Source organism: Streptomyces sp. bgisy100 (assembly GCF_057709105.1).
The window spans coordinates 23,701-38,653 of the sequence record NZ_JBYITE010000036.1; the positions used below are offsets into that span (position 1 = coordinate 23,701).

Here is a 14,953-nt window from a genome sequence, read left to right on the forward strand (position 1 = left end):
ACCCCGGCCGCCCTCCTCGAACGAGCGACGTGACGGCCCGCCCCCGGGGTCGTTGCGTGGGGCGAGGTTCCGCCGCCGGTTTACGCATCGGTGCCGGGGGGCGACGCAAGGGGACGCTCCGGGCTGCGCGGGATATCACTCACCCCAGCGAGGTTATGGAGTAGATATGGGCGTGTTTTCACGGTTTCGGCGGCGTTCGTCCGCGGCGTCAACCGACGAGGCGGCGGCCGCCCCTCTGACGGCGGAATCCACGGAGCCCGCGGTTGACGCCGAAGCGGCATCCGAGGAGGCGCCGAAGACGACGGACGGGGTGGAGATCCCGAAGCAGCAGTCCGCGGAGGAAGCCGCCGACAGCGAGGCCGGTGAGGGCGCCCGCAAGTAGGCGCCACCGCACCCTGTCGACGGACGGCCGCGAAGCCCCGTGCCTCGCGGCCGTCCGCGTGTCCGGCCCGGCCGGCCCGTCCGGCCGCCCGGCTACGACCAGACCGCGACGGAGTACCCCACCCCGTAGGGAGCGTCGTCGTACAGCAGCGCGCCGGCCAGCCCGGCGCCCTCCCCCGCCCCCGCCAGCACCTGCCAGGGCGCCCGCCCCGCGGCCTTCAGCTCGTGCGCCGTCCGCTCGTCGAGGGCCAGCAGCGCCTCCGTGTCGGCGGCGCCCAGCGCCCGGGCGGCCCCGGCGTCGAAGTCCGCGGCCCGGTCGTCGAGGTAGCCGGGGGCCTTCAGGGTCCGGCAGGCGCTGCCGTCCCCCATCACCAGCAGGGCGAGCCGCCCGGCACCGGCGGCGCTCTCCCGGCCGAGTGCGGCGCAGCGTCCGGAGGGGAGAGCGGTGTCGATCCCCAGGCCCTCGACCGGTGCGGCCGTGAAGTCCGTGTGTTCCAGCAGCCAGGCCGCGACGGCGAGGGACGGCGGCAGCTCCCGTGCGGAACCGTCACCCGTCCCGAGGCGGACCGCCCGGTCCACGCCGAAGCCCCGGAACGAACCGGCCGCGCCCGAGGGGTGGGGGCCCTGCTCCCCGGGCCCGGCCGGGCCGATCACCAGCAGGCGGTCGGGGCGGGCGGCGGCGAGCACGGCGACGGCGTCCGAACAGGCCGTCCGGAGGCTGTCCAGTTCGGCGGCCGCCCCGGCGGCGACATCGGGCACCAGGAGCGGCGGGCAGGGGCACACGGCGGCTGCGGCAAGCATGTCCGAACCCTACGCGCGCCGCTCGGGGCGCGGTGCGGGGCCGAGCCCCGCCCGGCGCGAGCCGGCTCCCGTCAGCCGCAGCCGCCGGTCACGGCCGGCAGCGGCGCCGGGACGCCCACCGTGGGCAGGCCCAGCATCACGCCGGCGGACTCCTGCGGGGCCGCGGTGCGGCGCTCCCAGGCGTCACCGGCGCGGGTGCGGCGGACGCCCTTCGCCGGCCCCTCGGCGAGCAGGTGGTGCGGGGCGGCGTAGGTGATCTCCACCTCGACGACGTCGCCCGGCCGGACCGGCTCGTCGGGGCGGGTGAAGTGCACCAAACGGTTGTCGGGGGCACGGCCGGAGAGCCGGCGGGTGGCGTCGTCCTTGCGCCCCTCGCCCTCGGCGACCAGGACCTCGAGGGTCCGGCCGACCTGCTTCTTGTTCTCCGACCAGCTGATCTCCTCCTGGAGGGCGACCAGACGCTCGTAGCGCGCCTGCACGACCTCCTTGGGGATCTGCCCGTCCATCTCCGCCGCGGGTGTCCCGGGGCGCTTGGAGTACTGGAAGGTGAAGGCCTGGGCGAAGCGCGCCTCCCGGACCACGTGCATGGTCTGCTCGAAGTCCTCCTCGGTCTCGCCGGGGAAGCCCACGATGATGTCGGTCGAGATCGCGGCGTCCGGCATCGCGGCGCGCACCTTCTCGATGATGCCGAGGAAGCGGTCCTGGCGGTAGGAGCGGCGCATCGCCTTGAGGACGGTGTCCGAGCCGGACTGCAGCGGCATGTGGAGCTGCGGCATCACGTTCGGCGTCCCGGCCATGGCGGCGATCACGTCGTCGGTGAAGTCGCGGGGGTGCGGGGAGGTGAAGCGGACCCGCTCCAGCCCTTCCACCTGACCGCAGGCGCGCAGCAGCTTGCTGAACGCCTCGCGGTCCCCGATGTCGGAGCCGTAGGCGTTGACGTTCTGCCCGAGCAGCGTGATCTCGGTGACGCCCTCGGCGACCAGCGTCTCCACCTCGGCGAGGATGTCGCCCGGCCGGCGGTCCTTCTCCTTGCCGCGGAGCGCGGGGACGATGCAGAAGGTGCAGGTGTTGTTGCAGCCGACGGAGATGGAGACCCAGGCCGCGTAAGCCGACTCGCGGCGGGTCGGCAGCGTGGAGGGGAACGCCTCCAGCGACTCGGCGATCTCGACCTGCGCCTCCTCCTGGACGCGCGCCCGCTCCAGCAGCACCGGGAGGCTGCCGATGTTGTGCGTGCCGAACACCACGTCGACCCAGGGGGCCTTCCTGACGATGGTGTCGCGGTCCTTCTGCGCGAGGCAGCCGCCGACGGCGATCTGCATCCCGGGCCGCTTCGCCTTCATCGGGGCGAGCCGGCCGAGATTGCCGTAGAGCCGGTTGTCGGCGTTCTCCCGCACCGCGCAGGTGTTGAAGACGACGATGTCCGCCTCGCCCTCGGCGTGGCCTTCGGGCGCCCGGACGTAGCCGGCGTCCTCCAGCAGGCCGGAGAGCCGTTCGGAGTCGTGGACATTCATCTGGCACCCGTAGGTGCGCACCTCGTAGGTCTTCGCGCTCATCTCGCCCACCAGGGTACGTGGTCACCACTGGGCTCCGCCCCCGCCTTCCGTGCGCTCCCCGGGCGCCGCGTGATCCCGTCCGGCGCCCCTGGCCCCGGGCTGCCCGGGCTGGCAGGATCGCGCGCATGGCTCCCGCGTTCCCAGGCATCCGCGACCGGCGCTCCGCCCTGCGCTTCGGCCGGCGGCGTGCCCTGCAGGTCACGGCGGCGGCCGGCGTGGTGCTGGCGCTGCTGCTGTGGTGGCTGCTGCCGCTGGGCCAGGCCTCGTCCCCGCAGGGCAGGGTCGACTTCACCACCGGGGTGCCCACCGGGGTGTACGCCCGCTACGGCGCGCTGCTGAAGCAGCACGCGGCCCGGGATCTGCCCGGCGTCGACCTGCGGCTGCGGTCGAGCGAGGGGTCCGTCCAGAACATCGAGCGGCTGGTCTCCGGCAAGGCGAGCTTCACCATCGCCACGGCCGACGCGGTCGCCGCCTACCGGGAGCGCGGCGGCCGGGACGCGGACCGGCTGCGCGCCTGCGCGCGGCTGTACGACGACTACATGCAGCTGGTGGTGCCGGCCGGTTCCGACGTGCGGAGCGCCGCCGACCTGCGGGGCAAGCGGGTCGCCATAGGCCAGAAGGGCTCCGGGGTGAGCCTGATAGCGGACCGGCTCCTCGGCGCAGCCGGGCTCGACGCGCGGAAGGACATCGATCCGGTGCGGGTGGGCATCGACCGGATGCCCGGCCTGCTGCGCGAGGGGAAGATCGACGCGTTCTTCTGGTCGGGCGGGCTGCCGACGGCGGCGGTCTCCGACCTCGCCGACGACTTCGACATCCGTCTGGTGCAGCTCGGGGACCTCAGCGACGAGCTGACCCGGCAGGGCGCGGCGACCCGCCACTACCGGGCCGCGGTCATGCCGGCCGATGCTTATCCGCAGGTGCAGCACGGCAAGGCGGTGAAGACGGTGGCGGTGGCGAACCTGCTGGTGACCACGGACCGTACGGACCCGGGGCTGACCGAGGGCATCACCCGCACGGTGATCGACAGCCGCGACCGGATCGGCAGCGAGGTGCACGCGGCGCAGCTGGTGGACCTGCGGACGGCGATCTTCACGGATCCGCTGGAGCTGCACGAGGGCGCCCGCCGCTACTACCGCTCGGTCAAGTCCTGATCCCCCGCTCGGCCGGACCCGGCCGGGCCCGACGTCCGTCCCGAGCCATCGGAGCCGCGTCATGCATGACGACCGCAGCATCGTCGAGTCCCGTCTGCACCGTGTCCTGACCGAACGCATCCGGCCCGCGGTGCACGGCCGCCGCGTGCCGCTCACCGTCGAGCGCTGGGACGCGCCCGGTGAGCCGGTCCCGGTCGCCGAGGGGCTGGCCGCAGCGTACGGCCCGGCGCGGGCGGGCGACCGGTGGGGGCCGGCCTGGGGGACCAGCTGGTTCCGGGTGCGCGGCCGGGTGCCCGAGGAGTGGGCGGGGCGCACCGTGGAGGCCGTTCTCGACCTGGGTTTCGACCGGGGGATGCCCGGGTTCCAGTGCGAGGGGCTGGTGTACCGGCCCGACGGGGAGGCGGTGAAGGGCCTCCATCCGTACAACGACTGGGTGCGCGTCGGTGACCCGGCCCGGGGCGGTGAGGAGGTGCTGCTGTACGTCGAGGCGGCCGCCAACCCGGTCCTCGCGGGCCAGACGCCGACCCGGCAGGGGGACCGGCTCACCGCGGGCGAGGAGCCGCTGTACCGGATCGCCCGGATGGACCTCGCCGTGTTCGAGACGGACGTCTGGGAGCTGGTGCAGGACCTGGAGGTCCTCGGCGGGCTGATGCTCGAGCTGCCGGAGGGGGACGCACGCCGCTGGGAACTGCTGCGGGCGGCCGAACGCGCCCTGGACGCCGTGGACCTGGCCGATGTCGCGGGCTCGGCGGCCGGTGCGCGGGAGCCGCTGGCGGAGGTGCTCGCCTCCCCCGCGCACGCGTCCGCGCACCGGATCAGCGCGGTCGGCCATGCGCACATCGACTCCGCGTGGCTGTGGCCGCTGCGGGAGACGGTGCGGAAGGTGGCGCGGACCTGCTCCAACGTGGTGCATCTGATGGAGGGCCACCCGGAGTTCGTGTTCGCGATGTCACAGGCCCAGCAGCTCGCCTGGATCAAGGAGCACCGGCCCGGGGTGTACGCCCGGGTCCGGGAGAAGGTCGCGGCCGGGCAGTTCGTGCCGGTCGGCGGGATGTGGGTGGAGTCCGACACCAACATGGTCGGCGGCGAGGCGATGGCCCGGCAGTTCCTGTACGGGAAGAAGTTCTTCCTGGACGAGTTCGGGATCGACACCAAGGAGGTGTGGCTGCCGGACTCGTTCGGCTACACCGCCGCGATGCCGCAGCTGGTGAAGCTGTCGGGGTCGGACTGGTTCCTGACCCAGAAGATCTCCTGGAGCCGGAGCAACGCCTTCCCCCATCACACCTTCTGGTGGGAGGGCATCGACGGCACCCGGGTCTTCACCCACTTCCCGCCGGTGGACACCTACAACTCCGACCTCGGCGGGGAGCAGCTGGCGCACGCCGCCCGCAACTACCGGGAGAAGGGGCGGGCGTCGCGTTCCCTGGTGCCCTTCGGGTGGGGCGACGGCGGCGGCGGGCCGACCCGGGAGATGCTGGCCCGTGCCCGGCGGCTGGGCGGCCTGGAGGGTTCGCCGCGGGTCGCCGTCGAGCGGCCGTCGGAGTTCTTCGAGGCGGCGCACGCGGAGTACCCGGACGCCCCGGTCTGGGTGGGTGAGCTGTATCTGGAGCTGCACCGCGGCACGTACACCTCGCAGGCCGGGACCAAGCAGGGGAACCGGCGCAGCGAGTCGCTCCTGCGGGAGGCGGAGCTGTGGGCGGCGACGGCGGCGGTCCGGGCGCCCGGATACCGCTACCCGTACGAGGATCTGGAGCGGATCTGGAAGACGGTGCTGCTGCACCAGTTCCACGACATCCTGCCCGGGTCGTCGATCGCCTGGGTGCACCGCGAGGCGCGGGCGACGTACGCGGCGGTGCGAACGGAGCTGGAGGCGCTCGTCGCTGCGGCGCAGCGGACGCTGACGGGCGGCGGGGAGGGAACGGTGGTCTTCAACGCCGCCCCGCACGCCCGGCGGGGCATTCCGGCCGGCGGCGCGGCCCCGGAACCGGGCCGTTCCGGGGATCCGGTGACCCTGGCCCCGCGGGAGGAGGCGGCGGGCGGCGGTTTCGTCCTCGCCAACGGCCTGCTGCGGGTGGAGGTGGACGGCCGCGGGCTGGTCGTCTCGGCGTACGACCTGGCGGCCGGGCGGGAAGCGGTGGCCCCGGGGCTGGCGGCGAACCTGCTCCAGCTCCACCCGGACTTCCCCACCATGTGGGACGCCTGGGATGTCGACGCCTACTACCGGAACACCGTGACCGACCTGGACGGGCCGGCCGCGCCGACGGTCGCCGAGGAGGCCGCGGACCGGGCCGTGCTGCGCGTCGCCCGGACCTTCGGCGCCTCCTCGGTGGTGCAGCTGCTCTCCCTGCGCTCCGGCTCGAAGGTGCTGGAGATCGACACCGAGGTCGACTGGCACGAGTCGGAGACGCTGCTCAAGGCGGCGTTCCCGCTGGATGTGAAGGCGGACCGGTCGGCCGCGGAGACCCAGTTCGGGCACGTCCACCGGGCCACGCACACCAACACCTCCTGGGACGCGGCGAAGTTCGAGATCTGCGCGCACCGGTGGATCCGGGTGGCGGAGCCGGGCTGGGGCGCGGCGCTGGTGAACGACTCGACGTACGGCCATGACGTCACCCGCGCTGTGCGCCCGGACGGCGGCCAGACCACGACCGTCCGGCTGTCGCTGCTGCGGGCGCCGCGCTACCCGGACCCGGAGACCGACCAGGGGCGGCACCGGCTGCGCTTCGGGCTGGCGCCCGGGGCCTCGGTGGGCGACGCGGTCCGCGAGGGGCACTGGTTCAACCTGCCGGAGCGCACCGCGCCCGGCCCGGCTCCGGTGGAGCCGCTGGTGACGGTGGACAACGACCAGGTGGTGGTCGAGGCGGTCAAACTCGCCGAGGACCGCGGCGGCGCCGTGGTGGTGCGGCTGTACGAGGCACACGGCGGGCGGGCGGCGGCCACGCTCCGGGCCGGGTTCCCGGTGGCCTCGGCGACCGGGACGGACCTGCTGGAACGGCCCCTGGCCGGGGCGCCGGAGTACCCGGTGTCCGCGGACGGCGAGGTGGCCCTGAGCCTGCGGCCGTTCCAGATCGTGACGCTGCGGCTGGAGCGGGCGGGGGCGCCGGGGGCGGGGTGACGGCTCGGTGGCCGTGACTGAGGTGGCGGGGCCCGGCCCGAGCGAGGGTGCCGCGGGGCAGCGGCCGTAAAGGCGGCCGCAACGGTTGAGGCCGATGCCTCGGCGGTGCCCGTCGGCGCTCGCCTGACGGCGGGGTCGGGGCCGGCCCGGCGGCGCGGTCAGCCGGGAGGGCGGTTGTCCGGGCGGCGCGGGTCAGCCGGGCGGGGCCGTCCGCGGGACCGTAATCGTCACCCGCAGCCCGTTCGGCTCGTTCGGGGCGAACGCCATCGAGGCCCGTCCGGCCGCCAGCAGCGCTCGGCAGATGGACAGCCCCAGTCCCGAGCCGGAGACGTTCTGGTGCCGGCCGCTGCGCCAGAACCGGTCGCCGATCCGGTCCAGCTCCTCCTCGGTCAGGCCGGGGCCGCCGTCCGCCACGGTGATCCGGACGGTGTCACCGTCCGGTTCCGCGCCGACCGTGACCGCGGCTCCCTCGGGGGTGAACTTCAGCGCGTTGTCCACCACGGCGTCGAGCGCGCTGGACAGGGCCACCGGGTCGGCCCAGCCGGTGGCGCCGGACGGCCCCTCGTAGACCAGGACGACCCCCTCACGGTCGGCGACCGGACGCCAGGCGCCGACCCGCTCCTCGGCCAGCTCGGCGACGTCCGTGAGCTGGAGGTCGGCCGCGGCGTGCTCGGCGAGGGCCAGGTCCAGCAGATCGTCGAGCACCCGGGCGAGCCGCTTGCCCTCCGTGCGGACGGAGCCGATCTCCTCGTTGTCCTCGGGCAGTTCCAGCGCGAGGAGTTCGATCCGCAGCAACAGTGCGGAGAGCGGGTTGCGCAGCTGGTGCGAGGCGTCGGCGACGAACGCCCGCTGCTGCTCCAGGACTTCTTCGACGTTGTCGGCCATCTCGTTGAACGAACGGGCCAGCCGGCGCAGCTCCGGCGGGCCCCCGGCGGCCGCCACCCGGGACTTCATCCGGCCGGTGGCGATGTCGTGGGTGGCCGCGTCGAGGACGCGGACGGGGCGCAGCACCCAGCCGGTGAGCCGGGCGGCGGCGCCCAGCGCGAGCAGCATGGCGGCGCACTCCCCGGCGCCGAGGAGCAGCCAGCCGTGGAGGATACGGGAGCGCAGCTGGCCCGTCGGGGAATCGGTGACGACGACCGCGACCACGTCGCCGTCCCGGATGACCGGTGAGGCGACGGCCAGCCGTTCCCGCTGCCAGGGCCAGACCTGGGGCGGGTTGTGGCTGCGGCGGCCTGCCAGCGCTTCCTCGAAGGCTCGCTCGGGCTCACCCCCGGCCGGTACGGACCAGTGGCCGGGGGCGACAGCCATCGCCGTCCGGTCGCGGTAGAAGACCCCGGCACGGATGCCGTAGAGATCCTCATAACGCGCGAGTTCGGCACGCAGGGTGACCAGCCTGCCCCCTTCGTCACCGGGTCTGCTCGCGGCGGGACGGGCGGTCACGAACTGGGCGAGGGCCGCGAAGCGCGCCGAGTCGTCGATCCGGTCCACGACCACCCGCTGCTGCTGGGCGGCGGCCAGGCTCCCGGCGAGCGGGAAGCCCAGGGCGAGCAGCACGCCCGCCATGAGGACGATGAGCAGCGGCAGGAGTCGGGTGCGCACCGGTCCCGCGGATCCTCAGGCCGCCGGGGCGACGAGGCGGTAGCCGACGCCGCGCACGGTCTCGATCAGGGCGGGCATCCGCAGCTTGGAGCGGAGCGAGGCGATGTGCACCTCCAGGGTGCGGCCGGTCCCCTCCCAGCTGGTGCGCCAGACCTCGCTGATGATCTGCTCCCGGCGGAAGACCACGCCGGGGCGCTGGGCGAGCAGCGCCAGCAGGTCGAACTCCTTGCGGGTGAGCGGCACCGGGACGCCGTTCACCGTCACCTGCCGGGTGGGGAGTTCGACGAGAACGGGCCCCAGCCGCAGCGGCTCGTCGGCGCCGGTCTCCTGGTCCTCGGGGCCGGTCTCGCCGGGCACCGTGCGCCGGCTGACGGCGTGGATACGGGCCAGCAACTCGCCGGTGTCGTACGGCTTGACCACGTAGTCGTCGGCGCCCAGGTTCAGCCCGTGGATCCGGGAGCGCACGTCCGAGCGCGCCGTCACCATGATCACGGGGGTGGCGGTGCGCTTCCGGATCCGGCCGCAGACCTCGAATCCGTCCTGGTCGGGCAGGCCGAGATCGAGCAGGACGACACCGAAGGGCGCTCCGGTGTCGGGCAGCAGCGCCTGGAGGGCCTCCTCACCGCTGCGGGCGTGGGTGACGTCGAAACCGTGCCGCGCGAGCACCGCGGACAGCGCCGCGGCGACGTGGTTGTCGTCCTCGACGAGGAGCAGTCTCATCGGCCCCTTCCTGCCCTGGTGCGATGCGGTGTGCGGCGATACGTCGGTGTGGTCACAGGGCATACAGCCCCATACGCCGCCGCACGTCAAGGGGCGTCCGGCCCTCGGCCACCATCCGTTATGGAGCCGGTAAGGAACCCGTCACCGGAGGGCCGGAACCGGTCACCGAGCGTCGCAGCCCGTAGCCGTATCGTTATGCTCAATTCTCGCTCAGATGTGATGACGGTCATCCTGGCCGCTCCGTATGGTCCTCCCAACCGAGGAGGACGGAGCAAGAGCCGATGACCGAAGTATCGGTGACCAAGGACGCCGCACCGACGGCGGATCCCCTGGTCGTCCTGGACAACGTCAACAAGCACTTCGGCGCGCTGCATGTGCTCCAGGACATCGACCTGACCATCGCACGCGGCGAGGTCGTCGTCGTCATCGGACCGTCCGGATCCGGCAAGTCGACGCTGTGCCGCACGATCAACCGGCTGGAAACGGTCGACTCGGGCGCCATCACGATCGACGGCAAGCCGCTTCCGCAGGAGGGCCGCGAGCTCGCCCGGCTGCGCGCCGATGTCGGCATGGTCTTCCAGTCGTTCAATCTCTTCGCGCACAAGACGGTGCTGGAGAACGTGATGCTGGGCCAGGTCAAGGTGCGGCGGGCCGACAAGAAGGCCGCCGAGGAGAAGGCCCGCGCCCTGCTCGACCGCGTGGGCGTCGGCACCCAGGCGGACAAGTACCCCGCCCAGCTCTCGGGCGGCCAGCAGCAGCGCGTCGCGATCGCCCGCGCGCTGGCGATGGACCCGAAGGTGATGCTCTTCGACGAGCCCACCTCGGCCCTCGACCCGGAAATGATCAACGAGGTGCTGGAGGTCATGCAGCAGCTCGCCCGGGACGGCATGACCATGGTCGTCGTCACCCACGAGATGGGCTTCGCGCGCTCGGCCGCGAACCGGGTGGTCTTCATGGCCGACGGCCGCATCGTCGAAGAGGCGCAGCCGGACCAGTTCTTCAACAACCCCCGCAGCGACCGGGCCAAGGACTTCCTGTCGAAGATCCTGCACCACTGACGCTCAACGACTCACGACGTAAGGGATGTTCACCATGAAGCTCCGCAGGACCGCGGCCGCGGCCATCGCCGTACTCGCACTCACCGCCTCCGCCACCGCGTGCGGCGGCAAGGAGGGCACCGCCGGTGACAAGCCGGCCGGTACCGGCAAGAGTGCCAAGCTCCCGAAGTACACGGTGGCCAAGGACGTCAAGCTGGACTCGCCCACGCTGAAGAAGGCCCAGAAGCGCGGCAAGATCGTCATTGGCTCCAAGGCGGACCAGCCGTTCCTCGGCTTCGAGGACCAGGCGACCCAGGAGCGCTCGGGCTTCGACGTCGAGATTGCCAAGATGCTCGCGGCCGACCTCGGCTTCTCCGCCGACCAGATCGAGTGGGAGACCGTGGACTCCGGGGTTCGCGAGACCGCGATCTCCAAGGGCAAGGTCGACTTCTACGTCGGCACCTACACGATCAACGACGAGCGCAAGAAGCAGGTCGGCTTCGCGGGCCCGTACTACAAGGCGGGCGCCGACCTCCTGGTCCGGAAGGACGACACGTCCATCAAGGGCAAGGAGAGCGTGAAGGGCAAGAAGGTCTGCTCGATCGTCGGCTCCACCCCGCTGCAGGAGATCAAGAAGCCCGAGTACGGCGCCAAGATCACCGAGCTCGCCAAGTACTCGGACTGCGTCAAGCAGCTGGTCGACCAGCAGGTCGACGCGGTCACCACCGATGACGCCATCCTCAAGGGATTCGCGGCGCAGAACCCGAAGAAGCTGAAGGTCGTCGGCAAGCCCTTCACCGACGAGCCCTACGGCGTCGGCCTGAACAAGGACGACAAGGTGCTGCGCGAGGCCTTCACCAAGGCTCTCGAGAAGCACATCAAGGACGGCACCTACAAGAAGATCTACGACGGCACCCTGGGTCTCTCGGGCTCCGAGTACGCCGCCCCGCCGGCGCTCGAGCGCTACTGACCGACGTGTGACCGACGTGCTCCGTACGTCCCCGCAACGGACGTACGGAGCACGGTTTCCCCTGCCCGCCGCCTGACAGCGCCCGCCGACGCGGAGACCTCATGAACGTACTGCTCGACCACCTACCGCAGTTCCGGGACGGGTTCATAGGAACTCTGTCGATCACCGCGGCCAGCGCGGTGCTTGCCCTCGTGCTCGGCCTGCTCATAGCCGGCTTCCGGGTCTCGCCGGTGCCCCCGCTCCGCTTCTTCGGCACGCTCTGGGTCACGCTGCTGCGGAACACGCCGCTGACGCTGCTCTTCCTCGTCTCGACGTTCATCGTCCCGCAGATCCTCTTCCCCGGGATGAGCCCCTTCCTCCTCGCCACCCTGGCCCTGGGCTTCTACACCTCGGCCTTCGTGTGCGAGGCGGTCCGGTCCGGCATCAACACGGTGCCGCTGGGTCAGGCCGAAGCCGCGCGGAGCATCGGGATGACGTTCTTCCAGACCCTCCGCATCATCATTCTCCCGCAGGCCACCCGCACGGTGCTGCCCCCGCTGAGCAGCATCTTCATCGCGCTCACCAAGAACTCCGCGATCGCCGGCGCGTTCAGCGTCACGGAACTGTTCGGCGTCCAGAAGCTCCTGACCGACAAGGGCATCGACATCATCCCGACCTTCTTCTGGGTCGCCTGCAGCTACCTGGTCATCACGTTCAGCATCAGCGGTATCTTCCGCGTGCTGGAGCGCCGCATGGAGGTCGCCCGATGAGCGCCAGCGTTCTCTACGACGCGCCCGGCCCCAAGGCCATCCTGCGCAACCGCATCTACGCCGTCGTGGGCACCACGGTTGTCCTGGCCCTGATCGCCATCAGCGTTCTGCGCCTGTACAACAAGGGTCAGCTCGCTCCGGAGATGTGGGACATCTTCAACTACGCCGGTGTCCGGCAGGGGATTCTCGACTCGCTCCTCGCGACGCTCAAGGCGTTCGCGATCGCCGCCGTGCTCTCCCTGGTCCTCGGCGTGCTGCTGGCCGTCGCCCGGCTGTCCGAGCACAAGCCGATCCGGTGGGCGGCCACGACCTTCATCGAGCTCTTCCGCTCCATCCCGCTGCTCATCACCATCTACGCACTGTGGGTGGGCTTCCTCACCAACCAGTCGATGTGGGCCCTGGCTCTCGGCCTGACGATCTACAACGGCTGTGTCCAGGCCGAGGTGCTGCGCGCGGGGATCAACTCGGTCCCCAAGGGACAGAGCGAGGCCGCGTATGCGCTGGGGATGAGCAAGACCCAGGTGATGATGACCGTTCTGGTCCCGCAGGGCGTCCGAGCCATGCTGCCGACCATCGTCAGCCAGCTGGTGGTGACCCTCAAGGACACCTCGCTCGGCTACATCATCCTCTACCCCGAACTGCTCCAGAAGGCACGGCTGCTCGCCTCCAACACGCTGGTCGACGGTGACTACCCGTACGTCCCGGTGATCTTCGTCTTCGGCTCCATCTACGTGGCGCTGTGTCTGGCCCTCTCCGCCCTCGCGACCTGGATCGAGAAGCGCGGCCGGGGGGCCAAGACCGGCATTCCGGTCGCCTCGATCGAGGCGGCTGCGGTGACGCCCGACGTTCCCGATCTGCCGGACGCTCCGATCGTCAAATGACCGCCGTGTCCCCTACGGGGACCGGATGAGCGCGGGCGCCTTCCCAGGACCGGGAAGGCGCCCGCGCCGTCCGAGAGCGCACGGTAGCTTGGTGCGAAAGCCCCTGAGGGCTGCATACTTATGTGCTGTGATCTCGCACCGGGCCCCCCTGACGACCCTTCATCCGTGCGGCACGGTCGAGGAGGTCCCGTCGTGGACCCGGTGATCATCGTTGGTGCGGGGCCCGTCGGGCTCTCCCTGGCGCTCGCTCTCACCCGCCGTCAGGTGCCGGTCGTGGTCCTCGACGAGGGCGCCGGACAGGACGAGGTGCGTACCGCCCGGACCGTGGCCCTCCGCCCGGACACCGCGGGCTTTCTGGAGCGGATGGGCTGTGCCCCCGCCCCCGGCGAGGGCACCCTCTGGACCGGCTGGCGGACGATGCGCCGGCGAAAGCTGCTGCACCGAACTGAGTTCGCCGACGTGCACGAGTCCCGCTCCGACACCGGCCACGGCTCCGGCCCGGGCGGCGGGACCGGCGACGAGCCGGGGGCCGACGCGGCCGGTGAGTCGCCGCTGCACTGCCCGCAGCATGTGCTGACCCGGCGGCTGCGGGCGGCGCTGGCCAAGGAGAGCCTCGCCGAGGTCGTGACCGGCAGTCGGCTCGGCATCCTGGAGCAGGACGAGCACGGGGTCACCGCGCACACCCGCAGCCCCGGTGACGCCACGGCGGAGCGGTCGGCGGGGATCTGGTGGCGGGGCAGCTACCTGGTCGGCTGCGACGGCCCCCGGTCCACCGTGCGCAAGCTGCTGGAGGTCCGCTTCCCCGGGCGTACGGCCGTCGAGCGGCATGCCGTCGCGGCGCTGCGGGCCGAACTGCCCTGGCCGGACGAGGCCGTGCTGCACCGGTCCCCGCCGCGCGGCGGGGAGGTGCTGGCCAGGCCGTTGCCGGGCGGGCGCTGGCGCATGGACTGGCTGGTGCCGCCGCGCGGCGAGCTGGTCACCCCGGAGGCGCTCGTCACCCGGGTCCGCGACACCCTGGCGGTGTGGTGCGGCCACACCCCGCCGTACGAACTCCTCGACACCGGCGTGCACACCGTGCACCACCGTCTCGCCCGCCGGTGGCGCGTGGGCCGGGCCTTCCTGGCCGGGGACGCCGCCCATCTGCTCGGCGCCTTCGGCACCCAGGAACTGGACGAGGGGCTGCGGGACGCGGACAACCTCGCCTGGAAGCTCGCCCTGGCCTGGCACCACCAGGCCTCCGAAACGCTGCTCGACAGCTACCAGGCCGAACGACGGACTGCGGTCGGCGCACGGCTGCGCGCGGCCGACCAGGCACTGCCGTTGCTGCGCTCGAACAGCTCGTGGCCGGCCGTGCGCCGCTCCCTGCTGCCGGGCACGAGCGGCGGGGCCGACGCGCTGCTCACGGACGGCCATGTGGGCAGCGGGCCCCTGGGGGCGCTCCCGGTGTACGCGCGCTCCCCCCTCACACCGCCCGCCGCGTCGTCGTCCGGCGGTGTGCCCCAGGTGGCCACGGCGCCCGGTGCCCCGGTGGACGATGTGCCGGTCACGGCACCGGACGGGTCCACCGCACGGCTGCGGGACCGGCTGGGCGGCGATCTGCTCGTCGTCCTGGTGGCTCCCGGCACGGGAGTGTGGGAGCGCCGCCACTGGCTCGGCGCGGGGCTGATGCCACGGCTGGCAGCGGCGGTGTCCGCACTGCCGGTACGTGCGGAGCTGCTGGTCACCGAGGGGTACCCGGGAGCGGCGGCGCACACCGTGCTGGCCGTCCGGCCCGACGGGCACCTGGTCGCGGCGATGTCCGGGGTACGGCCCGCCGATCTGTACTCCTGCGTCGACGCCGCCCGAGGCGGCAGCGCGGCGACCACGCAGGGCGCGGACAGCGGCGCACGGGCGGACGATCCGGCGCGGAGCGCCGGGAGTGCTTCCGCCCGCCGCTGACCGGCGGAACGAGCACACGGGGTCGCTCCGAGTACGGGCGACCCCAGAAGGACGA

12 protein-coding genes are annotated in these 14,953 nt (G+C 72.6%); 8 read left to right on the forward strand and 4 right to left on the reverse strand.

Annotated elements, in window-relative coordinates; all coding sequences use genetic code 11:
• Positions 1-166: 166 nt before the first annotated feature.
• Positions 167-382, forward strand: a complete 216-nt coding sequence (locus AC3EQ1_RS22310; RefSeq protein ID WP_432096114.1) for a gliding motility protein — start codon at positions 167-169, stop codon at positions 380-382.
• 92 nt (positions 383-474) lie between these two features.
• Here the strand turns inward: AC3EQ1_RS22310 and AC3EQ1_RS22315 are convergent, their stop codons facing one another.
• Together AC3EQ1_RS22315 and miaB are read right to left on the reverse strand one after the other, a co-directional pair.
• Entirely contained in the window at positions 475-1,182 is a 708-nt protein-coding gene (locus AC3EQ1_RS22315; RefSeq protein WP_432096115.1) for a class III extradiol dioxygenase subunit B-like domain-containing protein, read from the reverse strand.
• A gap of 71 nt (positions 1,183-1,253) precedes the next feature.
• Positions 1,254-2,735: a tRNA (N6-isopentenyl adenosine(37)-C2)-methylthiotransferase MiaB gene (miaB, locus tag AC3EQ1_RS22320; RefSeq protein ID WP_432096116.1), complete on the reverse strand. Its 1,482-nt coding sequence runs from the start codon at positions 2,733-2,735 to the stop codon at positions 1,254-1,256.
• Positions 2,736-2,860: 125 nt separating this feature from the next.
• On the opposite strand from miaB, the gene AC3EQ1_RS22325 reads away from it, so the two are divergent.
• A complete protein-coding gene (locus AC3EQ1_RS22325) occupies positions 2,861-3,886 on the forward strand; it encodes a TAXI family TRAP transporter solute-binding subunit (protein ID WP_432096117.1) in 1,026 nt (341 codons plus the stop codon).
• A 61-nt stretch (positions 3,887-3,947) separates the two neighbouring features.
• Complete coding sequence (locus AC3EQ1_RS22330) at positions 3,948-7,001, forward strand: alpha-mannosidase (RefSeq protein WP_432096118.1); 3,054 nt, start codon at positions 3,948-3,950, stop codon at positions 6,999-7,001.
• A 192-nt stretch (positions 7,002-7,193) separates the two neighbouring features.
• On the opposite strand, the gene AC3EQ1_RS22335 is transcribed toward AC3EQ1_RS22330, so the two are convergent.
• Both AC3EQ1_RS22335 and AC3EQ1_RS22340 read right to left on the reverse strand, forming a co-directional pair.
• Positions 7,194-8,603 (reverse strand): sensor histidine kinase, encoded by a 1,410-nt coding sequence (locus AC3EQ1_RS22335; protein WP_432096119.1) that lies wholly within the window; start codon positions 8,601-8,603, stop codon positions 7,194-7,196.
• A gap of 15 nt (positions 8,604-8,618) precedes the next feature.
• On the reverse strand, positions 8,619-9,323 hold the full coding sequence (locus AC3EQ1_RS22340; RefSeq protein WP_432096120.1) for a response regulator transcription factor: 705 nt from the start codon (positions 9,321-9,323) through the stop codon (positions 8,619-8,621).
• A 281-nt stretch (positions 9,324-9,604) separates the two neighbouring features.
• Between AC3EQ1_RS22340 and AC3EQ1_RS22345 the strand changes: the two genes are divergently transcribed.
• The 5 genes from AC3EQ1_RS22345 to AC3EQ1_RS22365 all read left to right on the forward strand — a co-directional run bounded on the left by AC3EQ1_RS22345 (position 9,605) and on the right by AC3EQ1_RS22365 (position 14,898).
• Entirely contained in the window at positions 9,605-10,381 is a 777-nt protein-coding gene (locus tag AC3EQ1_RS22345) for an amino acid ABC transporter ATP-binding protein (RefSeq protein WP_388856412.1), read from the forward strand.
• Between the two features lie 34 nt (positions 10,382-10,415).
• Positions 10,416-11,330 (forward strand): glutamate ABC transporter substrate-binding protein, encoded by a 915-nt coding sequence (locus AC3EQ1_RS22350; protein WP_432096121.1) that lies wholly within the window; start codon positions 10,416-10,418, stop codon positions 11,328-11,330.
• Between the two features lie 101 nt (positions 11,331-11,431).
• On the forward strand, positions 11,432-12,079 hold the full coding sequence (locus tag AC3EQ1_RS22355; RefSeq protein ID WP_432096122.1) for an amino acid ABC transporter permease: 648 nt from the start codon (positions 11,432-11,434) through the stop codon (positions 12,077-12,079).
• Entirely contained in the window at positions 12,076-12,960 is an 885-nt protein-coding gene (locus AC3EQ1_RS22360) for an amino acid ABC transporter permease (RefSeq protein WP_432096123.1), read from the forward strand. Before AC3EQ1_RS22355 ends, AC3EQ1_RS22360 begins: the two co-directional genes overlap by 4 nt.
• 192 nt (positions 12,961-13,152) lie before the next feature.
• Positions 13,153-14,898 carry an FAD-dependent monooxygenase gene (locus AC3EQ1_RS22365; RefSeq protein ID WP_432096124.1) on the forward strand — a complete coding sequence of 582 codons (1,746 nt, stop codon included), beginning with the start codon at positions 13,153-13,155 and terminating at the stop codon, positions 14,896-14,898.
• Positions 14,899-14,953 lie beyond the last annotated feature (55 nt).